The 21,249-nt window shown below is 71.1% G+C and carries 20 protein-coding genes; 12 read left to right on the forward strand and 8 right to left on the reverse strand.

The window, feature by feature from the left end; translation table 11 throughout:
* Positions 1 to 48 precede the first annotated feature (48 nt).
* Complete coding sequence (gene hisN / locus OG371_RS20560; RefSeq protein WP_329073211.1) at positions 49 to 837, reverse strand: histidinol-phosphatase; 789 nt, start codon at positions 835 to 837, stop codon at positions 49 to 51.
* Positions 838 to 879: 42 nt separating this feature from the next.
* Between hisN and OG371_RS20565 the strand changes: the two genes are divergently transcribed.
* Positions 880 to 1,581, forward strand: a complete 702-nt coding sequence (locus tag OG371_RS20565; RefSeq protein WP_329073213.1) for a response regulator transcription factor — start codon at positions 880 to 882, stop codon at positions 1,579 to 1,581.
* A gap of 17 nt (positions 1,582 to 1,598) precedes the next feature.
* Positions 1,599 to 2,882, forward strand: coding sequence for an ATP-binding protein (locus OG371_RS20570; protein WP_329073215.1), 1,284 nt, complete (start codon positions 1,599 to 1,601; stop codon positions 2,880 to 2,882).
* A gap of 70 nt (positions 2,883 to 2,952) precedes the next feature.
* On the opposite strand, the gene OG371_RS20575 is transcribed toward OG371_RS20570, so the two are convergent.
* The 4 genes from OG371_RS20575 to OG371_RS20590 form a co-directional block, all read right to left on the reverse strand.
* Positions 2,953 to 3,792 carry an NAD(P)H-binding protein gene (locus OG371_RS20575; protein WP_329071555.1) on the reverse strand — a complete coding sequence of 280 codons (840 nt, stop codon included), beginning with the start codon at positions 3,790 to 3,792 and terminating at the stop codon, positions 2,953 to 2,955.
* A gap of 227 nt (positions 3,793 to 4,019) precedes the next feature.
* Positions 4,020 to 4,544 carry a GtrA family protein gene (locus OG371_RS20580; RefSeq protein ID WP_329071557.1) on the reverse strand — a complete coding sequence of 175 codons (525 nt, stop codon included), beginning with the start codon at positions 4,542 to 4,544 and terminating at the stop codon, positions 4,020 to 4,022.
* A 37-nt stretch (positions 4,545 to 4,581) separates the two neighbouring features.
* On the reverse strand, positions 4,582 to 5,091 hold the full coding sequence (locus OG371_RS20585) for a GtrA family protein (RefSeq protein WP_329073217.1): 510 nt from the start codon (positions 5,089 to 5,091) through the stop codon (positions 4,582 to 4,584).
* A gap of 19 nt (positions 5,092 to 5,110) precedes the next feature.
* Complete coding sequence (locus OG371_RS20590) at positions 5,111 to 7,357, reverse strand: sigma-70 family RNA polymerase sigma factor (protein ID WP_329071559.1); 2,247 nt, start codon at positions 7,355 to 7,357, stop codon at positions 5,111 to 5,113.
* Positions 7,358 to 7,615: 258 nt separating this feature from the next.
* Between OG371_RS20590 and OG371_RS20595 the strand changes: the two genes are divergently transcribed.
* The 5 genes from OG371_RS20595 to purE all read left to right on the forward strand — a co-directional run bounded on the left by OG371_RS20595 (position 7,616) and on the right by purE (position 13,313).
* A complete protein-coding gene (locus OG371_RS20595; RefSeq protein WP_329071561.1) occupies positions 7,616 to 8,458 on the forward strand; it encodes a GGDEF domain-containing protein in 843 nt (280 codons plus the stop codon).
* Between the two features lie 79 nt (positions 8,459 to 8,537).
* Positions 8,538 to 9,899, forward strand: coding sequence for a glycosyltransferase 87 family protein (locus OG371_RS20600; RefSeq protein ID WP_329071563.1), 1,362 nt, complete (start codon positions 8,538 to 8,540; stop codon positions 9,897 to 9,899).
* Positions 9,900 to 10,080: 181 nt separating this feature from the next.
* A complete protein-coding gene (locus OG371_RS20605) occupies positions 10,081 to 11,328 on the forward strand; it encodes a glycosyltransferase 87 family protein (RefSeq protein WP_442876173.1) in 1,248 nt (415 codons plus the stop codon).
* A gap of 268 nt (positions 11,329 to 11,596) precedes the next feature.
* Entirely contained in the window at positions 11,597 to 12,781 is a 1,185-nt protein-coding gene (locus OG371_RS20610) for a 5-(carboxyamino)imidazole ribonucleotide synthase (protein ID WP_329071565.1), read from the forward strand.
* Positions 12,782 to 12,815: 34 nt separating this feature from the next.
* Positions 12,816 to 13,313, forward strand: a complete 498-nt coding sequence (gene purE / locus OG371_RS20615; protein WP_329071567.1) for a 5-(carboxyamino)imidazole ribonucleotide mutase — start codon at positions 12,816 to 12,818, stop codon at positions 13,311 to 13,313.
* Positions 13,314 to 13,319: 6 nt separating this feature from the next.
* Here the strand turns inward: purE and OG371_RS20620 are convergent, their stop codons facing one another.
* Complete coding sequence (locus OG371_RS20620; protein WP_329071569.1) at positions 13,320 to 14,993, reverse strand: class I adenylate-forming enzyme family protein; 1,674 nt, start codon at positions 14,991 to 14,993, stop codon at positions 13,320 to 13,322.
* A gap of 113 nt (positions 14,994 to 15,106) precedes the next feature.
* Here OG371_RS20620 and OG371_RS20625 point away from each other — a divergent pair, with 113 nt between their 5' ends.
* Positions 15,107 to 16,264 carry an acyl-CoA dehydrogenase family protein gene (locus tag OG371_RS20625; protein ID WP_442876124.1) on the forward strand — a complete coding sequence of 386 codons (1,158 nt, stop codon included), beginning with the start codon at positions 15,107 to 15,109 and terminating at the stop codon, positions 16,262 to 16,264.
* A 69-nt stretch (positions 16,265 to 16,333) separates the two neighbouring features.
* Here OG371_RS20625 and OG371_RS20630 read toward each other — a convergent pair whose 3' ends face one another.
* On the reverse strand, positions 16,334 to 17,185 hold the full coding sequence (locus OG371_RS20630; RefSeq protein ID WP_329071572.1) for a helix-turn-helix domain-containing protein: 852 nt from the start codon (positions 17,183 to 17,185) through the stop codon (positions 16,334 to 16,336).
* A 114-nt stretch (positions 17,186 to 17,299) separates the two neighbouring features.
* Here OG371_RS20630 and OG371_RS20635 point away from each other — a divergent pair, with 114 nt between their 5' ends.
* The 3 genes from OG371_RS20635 to OG371_RS20645 all read left to right on the forward strand — a co-directional run bounded on the left by OG371_RS20635 (position 17,300) and on the right by OG371_RS20645 (position 20,199).
* Positions 17,300 to 18,316 (forward strand): aldo/keto reductase, encoded by a 1,017-nt coding sequence (locus OG371_RS20635; protein ID WP_329071576.1) that lies wholly within the window; start codon positions 17,300 to 17,302, stop codon positions 18,314 to 18,316.
* A gap of 73 nt (positions 18,317 to 18,389) precedes the next feature.
* Positions 18,390 to 19,178 (forward strand): alpha/beta fold hydrolase, encoded by a 789-nt coding sequence (locus OG371_RS20640; RefSeq protein WP_329071578.1) that lies wholly within the window; start codon positions 18,390 to 18,392, stop codon positions 19,176 to 19,178.
* A gap of 88 nt (positions 19,179 to 19,266) precedes the next feature.
* Complete coding sequence (locus tag OG371_RS20645; RefSeq protein ID WP_329071580.1) at positions 19,267 to 20,199, forward strand: esterase/lipase family protein; 933 nt, start codon at positions 19,267 to 19,269, stop codon at positions 20,197 to 20,199.
* On the opposite strand, the gene OG371_RS20650 is transcribed toward OG371_RS20645, so the two are convergent.
* Positions 20,192 to 20,683: a GNAT family N-acetyltransferase gene (locus OG371_RS20650; protein ID WP_329071582.1), complete on the reverse strand. Its 492-nt coding sequence runs from the start codon at positions 20,681 to 20,683 to the stop codon at positions 20,192 to 20,194. The genes OG371_RS20645 and OG371_RS20650 overlap by 8 nt on opposite strands.
* A 139-nt stretch (positions 20,684 to 20,822) precedes the next feature.
* On the opposite strand from OG371_RS20650, the gene OG371_RS20655 reads away from it, so the two are divergent.
* Positions 20,823 to 21,248 (forward strand): hypothetical protein, encoded by a 426-nt coding sequence (locus OG371_RS20655; protein WP_329071586.1) that lies wholly within the window; start codon positions 20,823 to 20,825, stop codon positions 21,246 to 21,248.
* The last annotated feature ends 1 nt before the right edge of the window (position 21,249 follow it).

Here is a 21,249-nt window from a genome sequence, read left to right on the forward strand (position 1 = left end):
CGTGAGTGTTTATGACGGTTAGAACCGTCATAAACACTCACGAGCCTTTCAGCGCTTGAGGACAGCCAGCGCGGCGTCGTGCAGCAGCCCGTTGCTGGACAGCGCCGAGCCGCCCTCGTAGGTCTCCGCGCCGGACAGGTCGCTGAACCGCCCGCCCGCCTCGGTGACGAGCACCTGCGCGGCCGCGACGTCCCACGGGTTCACGATGCACTCCGCGGCCAGGTCCAGCGCGCCCTCCGCGACGAGGCAGTGGTGCCAGAAGTCGCCGAACGCGCGGCTTTCCCAGCAGGCTTCGGTGAGCGCCAGGTACTTCTCGCGCGAGTGGTACTCGGTCCAGGAGTTGAGGTCCGTCGTGGACAGATACGCGTCCTCCAGCGACGCCACCGAGGACACCGCGAGACGCCTCGTCCCGGCTGCGTCGCGCAGGAAGGCGCCGTCGCCGCGGGACGCCCACCAGCGTCGTCCCAGCAGCGGCGCGGAGATCATCCCGACCACCGGGGTGCCGTCCTCGACCAGCGCGATCAGCGTGGCCCAGACCGGCACCCCGCGCAGGAAGTTCTTGGTCCCGTCGATCGGGTCGAGCACCCACGCGCGGCCCTTCGAGCCCGCCGTGCCGCCGCGTTCCTCGCCCGCCACGGCGTCGCCGGGACGGTCGGTGGCGAGGATCGCGCGGATCGCGTCCTCGACCGCGGTGTCGGCGTCGGTCACCGGCGTCCGGTCGGGTTTGCGGGAGACCGACAGGTCGAGCGCGCGAAACCGCGACGTGGTGATCGTGTCGGCGGCATCAGCCAGGCGGGTGGCAAGCGTCAGATCATCCTCATAACCAGGCACGATCACGATGGTTTCACGCCGGTTCACCGTAAGGTTGGCGAGGTGAGCATGGTCCTACTTGCCGAAGACGATCCGGCTATCGCCGAGCCGCTGTCCCGCGCCCTGCAACGGGAGGGCTACGAGATCGAGGTCGTCACCGACGGTCCCTCGGTACTGGACGCGACGGCCGCCCATCGGGTCGACCTGCTCGTGCTCGACCTCGGCCTGCCCGGCATGGACGGGCTGGAGGTGTGCCGGCGCCTGCGCGCGAGCGGCACCGAGCTGCCGGTGCTGATGCTCACGGCGCGCACCGACGAGGTCGACTTCGTGGTCGGGCTCGACGCGGGCGCCGACGATTACGTGGCCAAGCCGTTCCGGCTCGCCGAGCTGCTCGCCCGGATCCGCGCGCTGCTGCGCCGCCGGGTGCCGGAGGTGCTGGAGGCCGGCGGGGTCCGGATGGACCTCGGCGCGCGGCTGGTCACCGTCGACCAGCACGAGGTGCAGCTGGCGAACAAGGAGTTCGAGCTGCTGCGGGTGCTGATGACCAGGGCGGGCCAGGTGGTCAGCCGCGACGAGATCCTCGCCGAGGTGTGGAACGACCTGGAGTCGAAGACCTCCAAGACGCTCGACATGCACATGTCGTGGCTGCGCCGGAAGCTGGCGATCGCGGCCGACGAGGCGGCGGGCCGCCCGGCGAAGTCGACCCACTCCGACGGCGAGCGGCGGATCGCGACCGTGCGTGGCGTCGGCTTCCGCTTCAACGTCGAATAGCGTCCGGTCCCATGAGCATGCGCCGCCGGATCCTGCTGGCGATCCTGCTCGCCGTGCTGGTCACGGCGGCGGTGCTGGGCATCCCGCTGGGCGTCACCGCGTGGCGGCTGGTGGAGAACCTGAACCGCGAGAGCCTCGCCGAGCGGGCGCGGAACATCGCGGCGACCGTGGACACGCAGGTGGCGAACGGCCAGGACATCGACATCGGGCAGTTCCGCGTCGGCGTCCCGCAGGGCGGTCTGCTCACGGTGCGCGGCGACGGGCTGATCGAGAAGCACCTCGGCCTCGACCCGGGCCCGGACCCGGTGGTCGAATCGGTGCCGACGGCCCGGCACGGCGCGGTCATCCTGGCTATCCCGAGCGGCCCGGTCCGCACCAAGCAGACGCAGGTGACGCTGCTCGTGGTGCTGCTGGTCGTGCTGTCGGTCGGCACCGGCGCGGTGGTCGCGACCGTGACCGCGCGAAGGCTCGCGAAGCCGCTTCGGCACGTCGCGGACCGCGCGTCCCGCCTCGGCGGCGGTGACTTCCGGCCCGACCCGAGCCGCTACAGCGTCGCCGAGCTGGACATGGTCGCCGAGGCACTGGACACGTCGGGTTCGGCGCTGGCGCAGCTCGTGCAGCGGGAGCGCCAGCTCGTCGGCGACGTCTCGCACCAGCTGCGCAGCCGGCTCACAGCGTTGCAGCTGCGCCTCGAACCACTCACCGTGCACGAGGACCCCGACGTCGTCGAGGAGTCGCGCGCGGCGCAAGAGCAGGCCGACCGGCTGGCCGACGCGCTCGACGAGCTGCTCGCCGCCGCCCGCGCCGCCCGCGAGGTGGACGCCGAGCCCATGGACCTGCCCGCGACGCTGCCCGAGGTCGCGGAGGAGTGGCGGCAACTGCTGCGGGTCGAGGGCCGCAACCTGCGGCTGAAGGTCGCCGACGGCCTGATGGCGCGCGCCACGCCCGGCCGGCTGCGCGAGGTCATCGGCGTGCTGCTGGACAACGCACTGCGTCACGGCGCCGGCACGGTCACGTTGACCGCCCGGCGCGGTGACGCCGACGGCACGGTGGTGATCGAGGTCGGGGACACCGGCTCCGGTGTCCCCGACGAACTCACCCCGCACATCTTCGAACGCGGCTTCTCCGGCGGCGGCTCCACCGGCGTCGGCCTGGCGCTGGCCCGCGCGCTGGTGGAGGCCGACGGCGGCCGGCTCGAGCTGTCCAACAAACGGCCGGCGATCTTCAGCCTGTTCCTCAAGGTCCCGCGCCCGGACGACGTCGGCCAGGTGCGCTGGCCCGCCGAGCGCGTGCCCCGCTGAGCTCGGCTCAAAGTCCGTCAAGGCCTCCTTACCCGCGTCCGACGCAGGTAAGGAGGCCTTGACGGCGAGGTCAGGCGCGCTGCTCGCGAGCCCAGTCGGCGAACGTCAGCGGCGGACGGCCGAGTAATCGTTCGACGGTGTCGAACACGATGTCCTCGTAACCAGCCGACTGCCGCTTCAGCTCGAAGGAACCGTCGACGGCCGCGGCCGGCCAGCCTTGGGCGATCATGCGGGCGCGCGCCGCTTCGTGCGGCTCCTCGATGTAGCGGACCGGACGGCCGAGCGCCTCGCCGAGGATCGCGACCTGCCGCTCGGTCGTGAGGGCTTCGCCGCCGGTCAGCTCGTACGTCGCGCCTTCGTGGCCGGACGTGGTGAGCACCAGCGTGGCGACGGCGGCGATGTCGCGGCCGTGCACCAACGCGGACGCCGGGTCGCCTTCGGGCCCGTACACCGCGCCGGTGGCCCGGATCGAGGGCAGCCAGCCGCGCCGGTTGTCCATGAACGCGCCGGGCCGCAGGATCGTCCACGCCGGACCGGCGGCGCGGATCGCCCGCTCGGCGCGGGCGTGGCCGGTGCTGATCGGATCCGTCTGTCCGAAGTGGACACCCGTGGTGGACAGCTTGACCAGGTGCCGTACCCCGGCTTTTGCCGCCGCGGCAGCCAAGGCGGCCTCCTGGGCCGGGCCGTCGGAGCCGTGGCCGGAGGTGAGCACGAAAACGCGCTCGACGCCGTCGAGTAGAACGGGCAGCGAAGCGGTGTCGTCGAGGTCGCCGCGGACCACCTGGGCCCGCGGGTCGATCCGGGCCCGGGACGGGTCACGGGTCAGCGCGCGGACTTCGGCGCCGGCTTCGAGCAGGGCGGGAACGAGGGAGCGGCCGACTTTGCCGGTCGCGCCGAGAACGAGAATCATGGAAAACTCCTTGTGCAGGAACGAAAACGCACGCAGGGCGTGCGGGGGCCACGAGGGTGAAAAGGTTCCAACCGTCGCCCGGCTACGGGGCGCGGTCCTCTTCGCGCTCGGGAACCACCTCGAATCGTCCCGCCGGTCCCGGTCGAACCCGGGCGGCGTCGCTGTCACAAAGGAGCAAGTACGGCGGCGACCCTAAGCCGGGTCACCGCTCGCGGGCAAACCCATTTCTAACGGGGCAAGCGCGTGACCTGTTCGCGCCGGCGCTCGCCGAGGTCGTCCGGGAAGACCCACTTCTTGAAGCCCCAGAACCGGAACACCATCGCGAGCAGCATGCCGATGATCGAGCCGCTGGCGAAGTCCGCGACCTCCTGCACCAGCCTGCTCACGTGCGGCACCTCGAGGTGCAGCGCGTACCGCGACAGGTACAGCGGGATCAGGTTGACCACCACGGCGATGCCGCTGATCACGAAGAACAGCGTCGCCTCGTGAGTGCGCTCGCGCCCGCCGCGGGTGCGGAACGACCATTCGCGGTTCAGCACGTACGAGACGATCGTGGCCACGATGATCGCGATGGCCTTCGCGGTGGTCGGCTTCGACTCCAGCACGCTGAGCTTGAGCAGGTACCAGACACCGTTGTCGACGACGAAGGTGGTGGCGCCGACCAGCGCGAACTTCAGCATCTCCCGGTGCTTGATCAGCACCGCGCGCAGCGGCTCCGGCGTGCGGTTCAGCACGGTTTCGACAACGGTCACACCAGGCAGTCTAGAGAATCCGGGGCCACCGCCGGGCTCAGGCGGCCTTCCTGCCGGTAATGTCCGGATCCCCCGTTTGGCTGCCGGAAACCGTCTTCAGCCGCGCGCCCTCGGTCGGGAAGACCCACTTCTTGAACGCCCACCAGCGGAACAGCGTGCCCAGCAGCGTCCCCAGGATCATGCCGCTGACGAAGTCGGCGACCTCCTGGCCCAGCAGGGTCAGGTGCGGCTCCTGCAGGTCCAGCACGTAGCGCGAGACCCATTGGGGCAGCGCGTTCAGGCCCAGCGCGACGCCGCTGATGAGGAAGAACAGCGCGGCCTCGTGCGCCCGCTCGCGCCCGCCGCGGGTGCGGAAGGACCATTCGCGGTTCGCGACGTAGGAGAAGATGGTCGCGACCAGGACCCCGACGATCAGCGCGGTCACGGGGTGTGTCCGGAGCACGGTGAACTTCAGCACGTACGTGATGGCCGTGGTGATCAGGAAACTGATGCCGCCGACCACGGCGAACCGCAGCAGCTCACGGTGCTTCGTCAGTAACTCGCGCAGGATCCGCACCTGCGCGACGCTACCCCCTCAGCCAGTCGAAAAAGCCGCGGGGCTCGATCGTCGGCGGGGTCTGGCCCGGTTTGCCGGAGTTGCCCGGACCGGGGTTCGGCGGCGCACTCGTGCTGGTCGCGGGCGTGCTGGGCGCGGTGGTCGTCTCCGGGTCGGCCGGCGGCGCGGGCGGGGCGCTGCTCGGGCTCGGGTGCTTTTTCGGCTTCGACGGGCTGGTGCTGGTGTCCGGCGAGGTCGTCGGTTTCTCCGACGGCTCCGGGCTCCCGGTGGTCGGGTACGGGACCTCGCAGATGCCCAGCCAGCAGCCGAAGAACAGCTGTACGGGCTTGGCGTTGGCCTTGCCCAGGGTGGCACTCACGGTGACCGGGGTGTCGCGGGAGGGCCGTCCGTCCAGCCGCACCCACAGGTTCACGTGCTGGTCCGGCGCGAGGGAGCCGCGGGTGGTGCAGGTGGCGCCGGAGCCCGTTGGCTCACAGGGGAATCCGCTGAGGCTCCACGACTGGTAGATCGCGTGGTCGAAGGTGACGGTGACGGGCTTCGTCGTCTTGCCGGTGTTGCGCACGCGGACGTAGACGAGCGGGTTGCGCGTCCACGGGAACGCCGAAAGCCCGTCGGTGTCCGCCTGCAGCAGCAGGTCGTCCTGCGGCGGGGCCTTCACCGTGACCTTCACGCTCACCGTGACCTGCATCGTCGCGCCCGAGGTGACGGAGCCGGTGACAGTGCCGCCCTTCGCGCTGTCGTCGGCGAGGAGCCGGAAGGTGAGCACGGCCGACTGGCCGGGCTGCAGGCCTGAGCCGGTTTTACAGGTCACGGTGCCGGTGCCGCCTGGGCAGTTGACGGCCAGCGGGGCTGGGGTTTGGGCGGCGGGGCTGTCTTCCCGGAAGGAGCTCACCGCGCCACCGCCGCCCACCGGGACCGCGGAGACGCCTTGCGGCAGGTTCAGCGCGACCTGCACGGGGTCGGACAGGCTGCCGCCGTCATTGCGGACGGTGATGGGCAGGGTGACCGGGCCCGCGCCCGGCTGCAGTTCGAGGTCGCCGGACGGCGCGGTCGCGGACATCTTCGCCGGCGCGGGCGAGGCCGGGGGCGGTGCTGCCGGAGGTGCGGCCGGCGGCGCGACGGGCGGCGGCGCGGGCTGGGCCGGCGGAGGCGCCTGCGGGGCGGGCACCGCGGGCGCGGCCGGGGGAGCGGGTTTCGGCGGCGGGGGCGCGGGCGCCGCGGCGGGCGGCGGGACCTGGGCCGCCACCGGGATCTCCTGTGATCCGCTCGAAGCCAGCGCGATGGCGACGGCGGCCACGATGGCCGCGCCCGAAACCGCGACCCCGGCGAACTGGCGGGGCGCGGAGGCCGCGGCGGCGGCACCCGCTTTCGCGCCACCGGCGGCGGCCGCACCGGAAGCGGCGGCCGCGGCCCCGGCCGTTGCCGCGGTGGCGGCGCCCGCCTTGGCCGCGCCGATCGTCGCGAGGTAGCCCAGCGCGGCACCGCCCAGCACGATCGGGGCGATGATCGCGCGCAGACCGCCGTTGACGTCGGCCAGCTCCGCGGCCAGCGCCCGGCAGGCCTCGCACTCGTCGAGGTGGTTCTCCACTTGGGAGCGCTCGCGTTTGGACAGTCCGTCCCGGGTCCACGCGCCCAGCCGGTCGGCGGCCGCGCGGCACCGGTCGGCGTTGTTCTCCTGCAGGTGGACCTGGAGGTATGCCTGCCGCAGGCCCTCACGGGCGCGGTAGGCGAGCGCGGACACGCCGTTCGCGGTCAGCCCCAGCAGCGGCGCGACCTCGGCCGGGCTCTGCTGCTCGATCTCGGTGTGCCACAGCACGGCCTGCCAGCGTTCGGGCAGCCGCGCGAACGCCTTCGCCGCCATCGTGCGCTCGAGGCCGGCCACGGCGGTGTCGGAGAACGGCACGGTGAGCGCTTCGCCGATGGCCCCGCCGGCGTCGCTCATGTCCTCGTTCAGGTCGACGCGGCGGTCGCGGCGGGTCTTGTCGTACGCGGTGTGCCGCAGCGCGGTGAGCAGGTAGGCGCGAAAGGCGGTGTCCGGGCCCTTGCCGCCACGCAGCGTGTCGAGGACCTTGGCGAACGCCTCGGAGACGAGGTCGTCGGCTTCGGCGCTGGAGCGGGCGAGCTGCCGGGCCAGGTTGTACGCGGCTCCACTGTGACGCTCGAACAGCGTCCCGTAGGAGGCGATCTCCCCAGCGCGCACCTCGGCGATCAGCTCGGCGTCACTCTTACCGGACAGGTCGGCGGGAACGGTGGACACGGGGCTCCTTCTTCTGCGCGCACGCGGCCGGACCAGCCACGACCTACCTCTCTAACGCGTCCACAAGTGTGACGGACGCGGCGACACTCGTCACGTCGTGGTCCGGGTATCGCCACCGACGGCCCAATGAGTTCACCCGGGACCTGGCAATCGACCCGGAAAAAGGCTCCGGAACGTCGTCACGCGGACGGGGCGGCGGAGTCCCTCTGGTGTAGCGGGACAAGATCGACAAGATCCGGACGAAAGGAGCGGTGGCCAGTGGACGTACCGGCGACCGGAGCCCGGTCCGGAGCCGCAGAGGGCCAGGAGGCACCGACCCGCTTCGACCGGGACGGGACCCTGCGCGCGCTGCGGGCGCGCTGGCGCACCGCCAGCCTCGCCGCGGGCTGGCGTTTCCCCAGCGACTGGGCCCTGCCCGAGGTCGACGCGGTGTGTGCCGCCGTCGTCCGGCACGGCGCCCTCGGGGCCGAGACGGCGCTGGCCGGATTGGGCCGGGCCCGGGCCGCCGCCGGCGCCGGGCTGGCCGAGACGCTGTCGGACCTGGCCGCCCTGCACGCCGTGCTCGTGGACCCCGAAGCCGTCGACGGCTTCGTGTCCCCGGACGTGGACGCGACGCCGTCGCGGATACTCAGGGTGACGGCGTTGGCGTGGGCGGACGTCGCGACCGACCAGCTCGTGCACACCGAGGTCACCGACCCGCTCACCGGTCTGCCGTCCTCGGCCTACCTGCGCACCCGCCTCGCCGAGCTGTACCGCGGCGGCGGCTGGGAGGAGAAGGTGCTGCTGGTGGTCTCCCTGGACCTCTCGGCCGTCTCCGGCTGGCCGCGGCTGACCGGCATGATCCTGGCCGCGGACGCCGTCCGCTCGGTCTTCGACTCGGGCGAGAGCTACGCGGCGCTCGGCCCGTCCACCGTCGCCGTTTTGGCCCATCGTGACGACCGGCTCGCTTCCCACGGCGTGGCGCTGCGGCGGGCGCTCAACGACCGGCTGTCGGTGGACGATCAGCTGTGCGAGGTCAGCCGTCCGCGGGTTTCGGCGTTGCGGCTGCCGCCGACGCACGAGCGGGCCTGCGGTCTGCTCGCGGAGCTGTCCCGGTCATAGCCGGACAAGTCCGGCGCCGGCGCCTAATCCTTCCCACCCTTCTGGACCAGCTCGGCGCCGGTCATGATTTCCTGATGGGGTGACCAGGACCGTACCCTCTGCCGCCGAAGCCCAAGCTCCGGCGAGAGCCGGCTTACCCCGCCTGGCCCTGCGCCGGTCGCTGGCCCGGCTCTCCGTCCGCCCGCGGTCGATCCTGATTCTCTCGGTGATCCCGCTGCTCGCGATCGGGTTCGGCATCTGGGGCTGGACGCACGACTGGGTACTGGGGGTCGACAGCGCGGTTTATCGCGCCGGCGCGCTCACCCTGCTGCACGGGCAGTCGCTCTACGACGCGAACACGCTCGACCCGGAGCCGGGGTGGGCGCTGCTGCCGTTCACCTACCCGCCGACGGCCGCGCTGCTGTTCGTCCCGCTCGCCGTGGTGCCGACGCAGGTCGCGTGGGGTTTCCTGACCGCCGTTTCGCTCGGCGCGATGGCGCTTTCCATCCGCATCGCGATCGGCGCCCTGCCGAGCCCGGCCTCCGACGGCCCGCGCTGGTGGGCCTCGCCGGCCCGTTCGACGATCGTGTTCTTCCTGGTCTTCCTCGGCCTGGAACCGGTGTGGCGCACCATTTTCCTCGGCCAGATCAACCTGATCCTGATGGCCATGATCCTGCTGGACATGCTGGTGCTCGGCGCGCGCGGCAGCCGGTGGGGCGGCGTGCTGGTGGGCGTCGCGGCGGCGATCAAGCTGACGCCGATCGTGTTCCTGGGCCACCTGTTCATCACCGGCCGCCGCAAGGACGCGCTGCGCGGGCTGGCGACGTTCGTCCTCATGCAGGGGCTGATGTTCCTGGTCAACCCGCACGACGCGTGGCGTTACTGGACCTCGACGCTGCCCGACACCGGCCGCATCGGCCCGGTGCACTGGGCGGGCAACCAGTCGCTGAACGCGCTGATGAACCGGGCCACCGACCTCGCGCCGTGGGCGTCGAAGGCCGCGATGGGGATCGGCCTGCTGCTCGCGATCCCGGCGCTGTGGCTGCTGATCCGGTTCCACCGCCGCGGGCAGGCGCTCGCCGCGCTGCTCGTCACGGCGTTCTGGACGCTGCTCATCTCGCCGATCTCCTGGACCCACCACTGGGTGTGGGTCGTGCCGCTGATCGTGCTGCTGGTTTCGCGCCTGCCGAAGACCACCCCGGCGACCGCGTGGAAACGCTGGGTCGGGACAGGCTTGGTGGCGTTCGTGTTCGTCAGCTGCGTCCTGCTGATCCTGCCGAACGGCCGCAACGTGGAGCTGCACTGGAAGGTGTGGCAGAACGTCCTCGGCGACGCCTACATCCTGATGCCGGTGGTGCTCGGCCTCGCGCTGATCTTCCGGTGGGGCCTGCAGCGCCGCGCGCGCAGCCGCCGCGCGCCGGAGGAGGCCACGCAGTATGCCGACGCCACACCAGGCGACTGAGGCTTTTCCGCCTGCTGTCTCGGGGCGTTCGCGGTTGCGTTCGTGGTTGTCAGGGTTGCGGCAGTCACGCTCGCGGGGTCCTTCGTCGCTGTCACGGCTGCGTCGTTTCTGGCGCCCGCGCTCGTGGCTCCCGTCCTGGTGGCTCCCGCCTTCCCGCCTCGCCCGTCTGCTGACTGCTGTTCTGCTACTGGCGACCGCGGTACTCGGCGTCGTGGTGTGGCTGACCGGCTGGCACGTGGGCGCGGACAGCGCGGTCTACCGAGCCGGCGGCCTGACCCTGCTGAAGGGCGAACCGCTCTACACCTCATCGGACCTGACGACCCTCCCGGACTGGGTCCGCCTGCCGTTCACCTACACCCCGGCCGCGGCGGCGCTGTTCGTGCCGCTGGTGCTGGTGCCGTCGGGCCTGGTCTGGGGCGTGATCGCGGTTTTGTCGGTGGTGTCGCTTACTGTCGTGATCGCGGTGGTGGCGCGGCCGTCCGGGGTTTGGTTGCCGGCGGGCACGGCCATCGTTCTGGTGCTGGAACCGGTGTGGAAGACACTGTTCCTGGGCCAGATCAACTTGATACTGATGGCTTTGGTGGTCTTCGACGTACTGGTGCTGTCGAGCCGTGGTGCGAGCTTGGGGCGCTTGGCCGGTTCGAGGGTTAGGGCTTCGGCCTCGGCTGGTTCGGTCGGCGCTGGTGGCTCGGTGAGCGCTGCTGGGGAACGTGCGCGGACGGGCAGCCGGTGGGCCGGTGTGCTGATCGGTGTGGCGGCGGCGGTGAAGCTGACCCCGTTGATCTTCGTCCCGCATCTGTTCTTCACCGGCCGGTGGAAGGACGGGCTGCGCGCCCTGGGCACCTTCGTGGGCCTGGAGGCGGTGATGTTCGCGGTCATCCCGGGTGACTCGTGGCGCTTCTGGACCGAGTCGGTCTCCGATCCCAGCCGGGTGGGCTCGGTGCACTGGATCTTCAACCAGTCGCTGAACGGCCTGGTCAGCCGCGCGTCCTCGCTCGCGCCGTGGTCGATGGCGGTGGCCGTCGGGGTGGCTGCGGTGCTGGCCGTGCCCGCGGTGTGGCTGGTCGTCCTCTGGCATCGCCGGGGTGAGCAGGCGGCCGCGTTGCTCGTGACGGCGTTCTACGCCCTGCTGGTGTCGCCGGTGTCGTGGTCGCACCACTGGGTGTGGGCGGTGCCGCTGGTGTGCCTGCTGCTGGTCAAGGGCCGACGGTGGTGGGCACTCCTGGTGGCGGTGCTGTTCGCCTCGCAGATCGTGATGCTGGTCCCGAACGGCGGCGACACCGAGTTCACCTGGGGCATCGGCTGGTCCGTACTCGGCAACGCCTACGTCCTCGCCGCCGCAGCAGCCATCCTCGCCCTGTCCATCCGCGAACTCCGGCTGCGCTCCCGCACGACCGCACCCACAGTGCAGCCGGAACCGGCCGAATAACCGGATTCCGCGGCCCTGCCCGCAGACGCCTGCCGGGGATGCGTGCCGTGGTCGAGGTGGCCGAGCAGGAACTGCGGCAGCCAAGTACCGCCGTATCCCCGCAGACAGGTCCACACCGGCCCCGACGCCACGGCAATCCGGCGCCCTCGGCCACCAGCCGAAGACCCCGCCGGGAAGACCAACGCGCCCCACAAGCCAGGTGAGCTGCGTCAACACCGCCAGGTACCCGCAGCCAGGCCGGAAGCAGCCCAGTAACCTGGGCGGCGTTATGGACAAACGTACCGGTCTTCCCGTCGTCGGGATGGTGGGCGGCGGACAGCTCGCCCGGATGACGCACCAGGCGGCGATCTCGCTCGGGCAGTCGCTGCGGATTCTCGCGGCGGGTAAGGGCGATTCCGCCGCGCTGGTGGCCAGTGACGTGGTGCTCGGGCACCACACGGACCTCGACGCGTTGCGCTCGTTCGCCAGCGGGGTCGACGTGCTCACCTTCGATCACGAGCACGTGCCCGGCGAGCACCTGCTGACGCTCGCCATGGAGGGCTTTGTCATCCGGCCCGCGCCTTCGGCGCTCGGGTTCGCGCAGAACAAGCTCGTGATGCGCGAGATGATGGCCGGGCTCGGCGTGCCGGGGCCGGCGTTCGCCGAAGTGTCCACTGTGGACGACGTGCTGAAGTTCGGCGACGAGCACGGCTGGCCGGTGGTCCTCAAGGCCGCGCGTGGCGGGTACGACGGCCGCGGCGTCTGGATGCTCGACACCGCCCGCCATGCGCGCGAGACGGTGCCGGAGCTGCTCGAGGCGGGCACCTCGCTCCTGGTCGAGGAGAAGGTGGCCATGAAACGCGAGCTGGCCGCGCTGGTCGCGCGCTCGCCGTTCGGGCAGGGCGCGGCGTACCCCGTGGTCGAGACCGTGCAGACCGGCGGCATCAACACCGAGGTGCTCGCGCCGGCGCCGGGGCTGAGCGAGTCGCGGGTGCACGAGGCGCAGGACCTCGCGCTGCGGATCGCGGCGACGCTCGACGTCACCGGGCTGCTGGCCGTCGAGCTGTTCGAGACCGACACCGGCCTGCTGGTCAACGAGCTCGCCATGCGCCCGCACAACTCGGGCCACTGGACGATGGACGGCTCCCGCACGTCGCAGTTCGAGCAGCACCTGCGCGGCGTGCTCGACTACCCGCTGGGCCGCACGGACCTGATCGAGCCCGCGTGCGTGATGGCGAACGTGCTCGGCGCCGACGCCACCCCGCAGATGAGCACCGACGAGCGCGTCCACCACCTCTTCGCGCGCTACCCCGAGGTGAAGATCCACCTCTACGGCAAGGAAGACCGGCCCGGCCGCAAGCTCGGGCACGTCAACTTCGCCGGGGAGCGCATGGAGGACCTGCGCAACCGCGCGCTGCTGTCCGCGCACTGGCTGTCCCACGCCGTCTGGCTCGACGGCTACGAGATCCACTGAACCGGACAGCGACGATCCATTGAAAGGGAGCACTATGGCGCCGCAAGTGGGCGTGATCATGGGCAGCGACTCGGACTGGCCGGTGCTCGAAGCCGCCGGGCAGGCGCTCGGCGAGTTCGGCGTGGAGTACGAGGTCGGCGTCTACTCGGCGCACCGGACCCCGCAGCGCATGCTGGACTACGCCACCTCCGCGGCCTCGCGCGGCCTGCGCGTGATCATCGCGGGCGCGGGCGGCGCCGCGCACCTGCCGGGCATGGTCGCGTCGGCCACGGTGCTGCCGGTGATCGGCGTCCCGGTCCCGCTGAAGTACCTCGACGGCCTCGACTCGCTCCTGTCGATCGTCCAGATGCCGGCCGGCATCCCGGTGGCGACGGTGTCCGTCGGGGGCGCGCGCAACGCCGGCCTCCTCGCGGTCCGCATCCTCGCCGCCGCGGACCCCGAGCTGCAGGCCCGCATCACCCAGTTCCAGGCCGACCTGGAGCAACTGGTGCTGGACAAGGACGCCGCCCTCCGCGAGAAGGCCGGCAAGTGACCCGGGTCAGCTGAACTCGGGCAGCTGCTTGCGCAATTCCCGCTTCAGCACCTTCCCGGCCGCGGACACCGGGATCTCGTCCACGAAGTGCAGCTCGCGCAAACGCTTGTAGGGCACCACTTTCTCGTTCACCATCGCGATGAGACGGTCGGCGTCGGGCGTTTCGGACGGCTTGCGGACGACAAAGGCGACGGGGAGCTCGCCGACGTCGGCGCGGGGGCGGCCGATCACCGCCGCCGCGCGGACGCCGGGCAGGGCGATCAGCAGCTCCTCCAGCTCGCGCGGGAACACGTTGTACCCCTTGTACAGCAGCATGTCCTTCTTGCGATCCACAATGGACAGGTAGCCGTCCTCGTCGATCACGCCGATGTCGCCGGTGTGCAGCCAGCCGTCGACGAGGGCGGCAGCGTTGTCCTCCGGGCGGTTGCGGTAGCCGCGCATCATCTGCGGGCCGCGCAGGCACACCTCGCCCTCCTGCCCCGTCGGCAACGGCTCTTCGCTGTCCGGGCCGACGACCTTCAGCTCGGTGTCGAAGACCGGCCCGCCGACCGAGCCCACCTTGCGCAGGCCCGAGCGGTACGACGGGGCGATGACCGCGCCCATCGTCATCTCGGTCAGTCCGTAGCCCTCGGCGATGATCACGCCGGGGAAGCGTTTTTGCAGCGCGCGGATCATCTCGTGGTTCATCGGCGCCGCGCCGGAGCCGATGCCGCGCACGGACGACAGGTCGGCGGTGTGGAACGACGGCGTCGCCAGCAGCGCGGCGAACAGCGCGGGCGCGCCCCCGAGGGACGTGACCTGCAGGCGTTCGGCGTCGGCGACGTAGGCCACGGGGTCGAAGCGCGAGTGCAGCACGATCGTCGAACCGCTGAGCAGCGCGGAGTTCAGCCCGGCGATCACGCCCATCGCGTGGAACCAGGGGGTCAGGTTGATCGCGACGCCGGTGCCGAGCCGTGCCGGGAACTCGTCCTCGCTGCCGATCTGGTCGAGCACGACGTCGCCGTTCGCGTCGAGCACCGGCACCGAGCCGCTGCTCCAGCAGGCGCTCTGGAGGCTGTTGGCCACGATGTTGCGGTGCGTGAGCTGCACGCCCTTCGACCGGCCGGTGGTGCCGCCGGTGTACGCGAGGTGCGCCAGGTCCGCGTGCGCGTCGATGGCCACGTCCGGCCTGGTGCCGGGCTGATCGGCCAGGAAGTCCTGAAACTCGACGGTGTCGGGTCCAAGGTCGCCGTCGGGGGCCACGACGACCGTCAGCCGCGACGGGATCCGGTCGGCGACGGCGGCGAGCGTCCCGGCCACCGGCCCGAACGTGACGACGGCGGCCGCCTCGCAGTCGGTGAGCTGGAAGGCCAGATCGTCGGGCGGGAGCAGCGGGTTCGTCGGGCTGAAGGTGGCCCCGGCCAGCAGGGTGCCGTGGTAGGCGATGGGGTAGGCGAGGCAGTTCGGCAGGTGGATGGCGACCACGTCGCCGTGGCCGATGCCGCGGGCGCGCAACGCGTTGGCGAAGCGGCAGGCGGCGGAGTACGTCTCGGCGAAGGTGAGGCTGTCGTCGCCCAGTGCGAAGGCCGTGCGGTCGCCGTATCGGGCGGCGGCGCCGGCGAGTATCGAACCCGCCGGCACCTCGGGGTAGTCGAGCGAACGGGGCAATCCGGGCGGCGGCGTCGACGCGGTGATGGCCATCACCCGACCTTACGAATTCTGCGGCCAAAGACACAAGGACGAAGCCGACGACCGGCGTGAACGAGCGCTAACATCGACGGAACTCTCCCAACGCTGCAGAAGAGGTGACGGAAGTGGCCGATGGCCTGTACCAGCTTGCCGAGGAGCACGAGGAGCTGCGGGCGGCTGTCCGGGCTCTGGCCGAGAAGGAGATCGCGCCCTACGCCGCGGAGGTCGACGAGCAGGAGCGCTACCCGATCGAGGCGTACAACGCGATGGTGAAGTCCGGCTTCAACGCCGTGCACATCGGCGAGGCCTACGACGGCCAGGGCGCGGACGCGGTGGGCGCGTGCATCGTGATCGAGGAGGTCGCGCGCGTGGACGCGTCGGCGTCGCTGATCCCGGCGGTGAACAAGCTGGGCACGCAGCCGATCATCCTGTCCGCCTCTGAGGAGCTGAAGAAGCAGGTGCTGCCCGCGATCGCGTCGGGCGAGGCTTCGGCTTCGTACGCGCTGTCCGAGCGCGAGGCCGGTTCGGACACCGCGTCGATGCGCACGCGCGCGCGGCTGGACGGCGACCACTGGGTGCTCAACGGCACCAAGTGCTGGATCACCAACGCCGGCGAATCGTCGTGGTACACGGTGATGGCGGTGACGGACCCGGAGGCGGAGAAGAAGGCCAACGGGATCTCGGCGTTCGCGGTGCACAAGGACGACCCGGGCTTCTCGGTGGGCCCGAAGGAGCGCAAGCTCGGCATCAAGGGCTCCCCGACGCGGGAGATCTACTTCGAGAACTGCACCATCCCCGCGGACCGGATCATCGGCGAGCCGGGCAGCGGCCTGAAGACCGCGCTGCGGACGCTGGACCACACCCGTCCCACGATCGGTGCGCAGGCGCTCGGCATCGCGCAGGGCGCGCTGGACGCGGCAGTGGCGTACGTGAAGGACCGCCGCCAGTTCGGCAAGTCGATCGCGGAGTTCCAGGGCGTGCAGTTCATGCTCGCGGAAATGGGCACGAAGATCGAGGCCGCCCGCCACCTCGTCTACGCCTCCGCCGCCGCCTCCGAACGCGGCGACAAGCGCGCGGGCTTCATGGCCTCCGCCGCGAAGACCTTCGCCTCCGACACGGCCATGGAGGTAACCACCGACGCCGTCCAGCTCTTCGGCGGCGCTGGCTACACCCGCGACTTCCCGGTCGAGCGCATGATGCGCGATGCGAAGATCACGCAGATTTACGAAGGTACGAACCAGATCCAGAAGGTCGTCATGGCCCGGGCCCTGCTCAAGGGCTGACCGCCACCCGACCGGACAATCCCCGGCTACCAGCACCGGTGGCCGGGGATTGTTGCTGTCACAGGAAAACTAACTGTCCAAAGTAGCCGGCTCAGCCCAGCTGCCCAGCAACCGCAGCCGTTCCGCCGATGGCGACCCCGGCTCAACAGTCCAAATGCCAAGCGTCTGTTCCGGATCGTCCGCAGGCGCGAAAGCCTCATAACCCAAAACAAGCTCGCCGACAACCGGATGGCGGAAGTGCTTCACGCCATGGGTCCGTTCGAAGACGTCGTGGTCGGCCCACCAGCGCCTGAAGTCCTGGTCTCGTACCGAGAGTTCGCCGACCAGGTCGGCCAGGGCCGGGTCGTGGGGGTTGCGGCCGGCGTAGAGGTGCAGGGACGCGACGATGCCGCGGGCGGCGCCTTCCCAGTTCGCGTACACCGAGCGCACGGTGTCGTCCAGGAAGATCAGGCGGGCCAGGTTGCGGGAGCGGGCGGGGAGGGCGTCGAAGTCCGTGTACAGGGCTCGGGCCAGGCGGTTGCTGGCCAGGACGTCCATCCGGCGGCCGATGACCAGCGCCGGGACCTCCGTGAGGCTCTCCAGGACCAGCCGCAGGCCGGGGCGCACGCGTTGCGGCGGCAGGGGGCGCGGGCGGCCGCGGCGGGGCTTCGCGAGGGTGAACAGGTGTGAGCGCTCCAAGTCGTTCAGCTGCAGGGCCCGCGCGACGGCGTCCAGCACCGACTCCGAAACGTTCAGGTTCCGGCCGCGCTCCAGACGCACGTAATAGTCGACGCTGACGCCCGCGAGCTGGGCGACCTCCTCCCGCCGCAGGCCCGGGACGCGCCGCGCGCCGGGGTACGGCGGCAGGCCCGCCGCCTCGGGCGTGACCTTCGCCCGGCGCGAGCGCAGGAACTCCCGCAGGTCCGCGTTCGGCTCGCTCATGAAACCAGCGTAGAGCGAGATCACGCCCGGTCGTAACCACGAAAGGGGGTTTGCTGGACCCCCGGTGCCAACGACTCTCCCAGCCCACCGCCCACCGGTGCTTGGCTGAAACCCATGAAACGCAGGATTCTCGGCGGCACCGGCATTTCCGTCAGCGAGTACGCGCTCGGCACGATGATGTTCGGCGCCATGGGCAACACCGACCACGACGAGTCGGTCCGGATGATCCACACGGCACTGGACGGCGGCATCAACTTCGTCGACACCGCCGACGTCTACTCGGGCGGCGAGTCCGAGGTGATCGTCGGCAAGGCGCTCAAGGGACGCCGCGACGACGTCGTGCTCGCCACCAAGTTCGGGCTCCCCATGGGCGAGGACGCCAACCACCACGGCGGCTCGCCGCGCTGGGTCAAGCGCGCGGCCGAGGACAGCCTGCGCCGCCTCGGCACCGACTACATCGACCTCTACCAGATGCACCGCCCGGACCACGACACCCCGATCGACGAGACGCTGGGCGCGCTTTCGGACCTCGTGCGCGAGGGCAAGGTGCGCGCGATCGGCAGTTCGTTCTTCTCGCCGGAGGAGACCGTCGAGGCGCAGTGGACGGCCGAGCGGCGCGGCCACCACCGGTTCCGCACCGAGCAGCCGCCGTACTCGATCCTGACCCGCGGCATCGAGAACCGCGTGCTGCCGACGGCCCAGCGGTACGGCCTGGGCGTGCTGACGTTCGGCCCGCTCAACTCCGGCTGGCTCTCCGGCCGTGCCGACCCGACCGCCGGGCACCGCAACGCGGGCATCGGCGCGCAGATGTTCGACCTCTCGCTGCCGGGCGTCCAGGCGAAGGCCGAAGCCGTCGAGAAGCTGACCAAGGTGGCCGCCGACGCGGGTCTGCCGCTTTCGCGCCTGGCCATCGCGTTCGTGCGCGCGCACCCGGCGGTGACGTCGGTGCTGATCGGCCCGCGCCGTCCCGAGCACCTGGCCGACCTGCTGGCCGGCGCCGACGTCGAGCTGGACGGCGATGTACTGGACCGGATCGACGAGATCGTCCCCCCGGGCGTCGACGTCCACTCGGGTGATTTCTACATCAGCCCGACCCCGGCGATCCTGGACAAGCGCCTGCGCCGGCGGTAGCCACCGGCCCCCGCTTGCCAAAGCGCGAGCCCCGTGAGAGAAGGTTTCCACCTGTCTCAACACGGAGGTATCGATGGCGACGGTGACCGTGAACGGTGGGCAGCAGGTCCACTTCGTCGACTACGGCGGTGACGGGCCGGCGGTCGTGCTGCTGCACAGCTTCCTGATGGACATCGACATGTGGGAGCCGCAGGTCGAGGCGTTCGGCGCGGAGTACCGGCTGATCGCGGTCGACGAGCGCGGCCAGGGCGGCACGCCCGCCGACGCGGACTTCGACTACTGGGACGTGGCCCGCGACGTCCTCGGCGTCATGGACCACCTCGGCCTCGACCGGGCGGCTGTCGTCGGCACCAGCCAGGGCGGGTTCATCGGGCTGCGGATGGCGCTGCTCGCGCCGGAGCGGGTCACCTCGCTCGCTGTGCTGGGCACCTCCGCCGAGCCGGAAGCCGAGGGGACCGCCGCGGTCTACCGGCAGCTCATCGGCGCCTGGCTGCAGACCGGGCCGGAGCCGCTGGTCGACGGCGTGGCCACGTTCTGCCTCGGCGACTACGAAGCGTCCTCATGGAAGGCGAAGTGGCGTGGGGTGACGGGTGAGCAGTTCCAGCGGATCATGACCACGCTGATCAGCCGGGAGAGCGTGCTCGAGCGCGCCGGCGAGATCCAGGCGCCCGTGCTCGTGCTGCACGGCACCGCCGACAGCGAGTACCCGATCGCGCGGGCCGAGTCGCTCGTGGCCGCGCTGCCCAACGCCGAACCGCTGGTCACAGTCGTGAACGGCGCGCACTTCCTCAGCCTCTCGCACGCCGATGAGGTCAACCCGCACCTGAAGGCGTTCCTCGCCGAGCACGCGGCCGGAAAGTAACCCACCCGGGAGCGTTTCCCTTCACCTACTTGCGCGTTAAGTGATCGGGTGACACTGGTCACCATCGGCTCACAGAGAGGTGAAGCGGATGGGCGTGCGCGCGTTCGGGCGTCGAGTGGTGGTTCTGCTGGCCGTGGCCGGGGCGTTCGCCCTGAGTACCGGCACCGCGGACGCGGCGGTGAAGGAGCCGACCGGGCCGGTGCAGCCCAACATCATCTCGGCGGCGGTGTACTCGGTGCTGCAGCCGACGATCGCTCCGCCGGGCGCGAACGACTGGAACTGCAAGCCCAGCGCCGAGCACCCGGACCCGGTCCTGCTGTCCAACGGCACCACGGCGAACGCCTACGAGAACTGGGCGAACCTCTCGCAGGTGCTCGCCGACGCCGGCTACTGCGTGTTCACCGGCAACTTCGGCGGCGCGCCGGGCAGCTTCCTGCAGACCGTCGGCCCGGTCGCGGACACCACGGCGCAGCTCGCGGCCTTCGGGGACAAGGTCCTGGCGGCCACGGGCGCGGCGAAGCTGGACATCGTCGGCCACTCGCAGGGCGGCATGAACCCGCGCTACTGGATCAAGTACCTCGGCGGCGCCTCGAAGATCGGCAAGCTGATCGGCCTCTCGCCGTCGAACTACGGCACCAGCCTGTTCGGCCTCCTCACCGCGGTGCAGGCGATCCCGCCGGTGCGCGACCTGGTCGGCTTCGCCTGCGCCTCGTGCAACGAGCAGTCCACCGGCTCCGCGTTCCTGACCGCGCTGAACGCCGGCGGCGACACCGTGGCGGGCATCGACTACACCGTGATCCAGACCAAGTACGACGACGTGGTCACGCCCTACACCAACGCGTTCCTGAAGCCCGCGCCGAACGTCAAGAACATCGTGCTGCAGGACGTCTGCGCGCAGGACTTCACCGATCACCTCGGCATCCCCTACGACCCGATCGCGGAGCGCGAGGTGCTGAACGCGCTGGACCCGGCGAACGCCAAGACCCCGCAGTGCGTTTTCGTGCCGCCGGTGATCAGCTGAGGAACTGGTGCATCACGTGCAGTCCCACGTAACCGTGGGCCGGGTGGTGGAACGCCCCGGGCACCGTGCCGATCACGGTGAACCCCAGTGACTTCCACAGGGCGACCGCGCGGGTGTTGGTCTCGACGACGGCGTTGAACTGCATCGCGCGGTAGCCCTCGGCGCGGGCCCACTCCAGCACGTGCTCGCCGAGGGCCCGGCCGACGCCCCGGCCGGCCTGACCTGGGTCGACCATGAAGCTCGCGCTCGCGACGTGCGCCCCGGGGCCTTCGCGGTTGGGGTTCATCTTCGCCGAGCCGAGCACGGTCCCGGACTCGTCGGCGGCGACCACCGTGCGGCCCGGCGGGGTGAGCAGCCACATCTCCTTCGCGGCCGGTTCGCCCAGGTCAGGGGGCAGGGCGTAGGTCTCGCCCGCGGCGACGATGTCGTGCAGGAACGGCCAGATGGCGGGCCAGTCGGCCGCCTTCGCGTCACGGATGATCACCGTCGCGAGTATTGCCGAGACCGGGGCCTGGCAGCCAGGGCAAGGGGACAGGGAAGCCGGGGTAAAAACGCGAACATTTTCGGGTCGGGCGGGTGGTTCTGGTTGTGCTTCCCGAGCCTCTGATGTCACAGTCGACCCCATGTTATGGCCGGTCCCGGACACCTGGAAGCCGAGTGACGACGCCGAGCTGGTCGCCGGCTGGCGGCTCTGGCTCGAGCTGAGCGACTGCGCGTGGCCGAGCGCGGCCTGGGACGGCACGCCCGCCCACGCCGTCAACCAGCTGCGTGAGCTGCTCGACGCGTGTGACGACATCGAGACCGGCTACCGCGCCGCGACCACCGAGCCGTCGGAGGAGTTCGTCCGGCTGCTCCAGGCCCTCGTGCTGTGCGCGAGCGCGGTGATCGGGCTGTGGTGGGACGACCACGCCCCGCTGGACTTCGAGCGGGCCCGCACCCTGCACGACGACCTGCGGCGGTTCGCGAACCACGCCGAGCAGGTCCTCACGCTGCTGGCCCGGCACGGCGGCTGGGCCGAACTCGACTCGGCCCGCCGCCGCCCGGTCTGAG

It is taken from the genome of Amycolatopsis sp. NBC_01480 (assembly GCF_036227205.1).
In the GTDB taxonomy this organism is placed as follows: Bacteria; Actinomycetota; Actinomycetes; order Mycobacteriales; family Pseudonocardiaceae; genus Amycolatopsis.

Coding starts and splice junctions, on each gene's coding strand:
- OG371_RS20565 (WP_329073213.1), top strand. CDS start 880: ATGGTCCTACTTGCCGAAGACGATCCGGCTATCGCCGAGCCGCTGTCC.
- OG371_RS20570 (WP_329073215.1), top strand. CDS start 1,599: ATGCGCCGCCGGATCCTGCTGGCGATCCTGCTCGCCGTGCTGGTCACG.
- OG371_RS20575 (WP_329071555.1), bottom strand. CDS start 3,792: ATGATTCTCGTTCTCGGCGCGACCGGCAAAGTCGGCCGCTCCCTCGTT.
- OG371_RS20610 (WP_329071565.1), top strand. CDS start 11,597: ATGGACAAACGTACCGGTCTTCCCGTCGTCGGGATGGTGGGCGGCGGA.
- purE (WP_329071567.1), top strand. CDS start 12,816: ATGGCGCCGCAAGTGGGCGTGATCATGGGCAGCGACTCGGACTGGCCG.
- OG371_RS20620 (WP_329071569.1), bottom strand. CDS start 14,993: ATGGCCATCACCGCGTCGACGCCGCCGCCCGGATTGCCCCGTTCGCTC.
- OG371_RS20630 (WP_329071572.1), bottom strand. CDS start 17,185: ATGAGCGAGCCGAACGCGGACCTGCGGGAGTTCCTGCGCTCGCGCCGG.
- OG371_RS20635 (WP_329071576.1), top strand. CDS start 17,300: ATGAAACGCAGGATTCTCGGCGGCACCGGCATTTCCGTCAGCGAGTAC.
- OG371_RS20640 (WP_329071578.1), top strand. CDS start 18,390: ATGGCGACGGTGACCGTGAACGGTGGGCAGCAGGTCCACTTCGTCGAC.
- OG371_RS20645 (WP_329071580.1), top strand. CDS start 19,267: ATGGGCGTGCGCGCGTTCGGGCGTCGAGTGGTGGTTCTGCTGGCCGTG.
- OG371_RS20655 (WP_329071586.1), top strand. CDS start 20,823: ATGTTATGGCCGGTCCCGGACACCTGGAAGCCGAGTGACGACGCCGAG.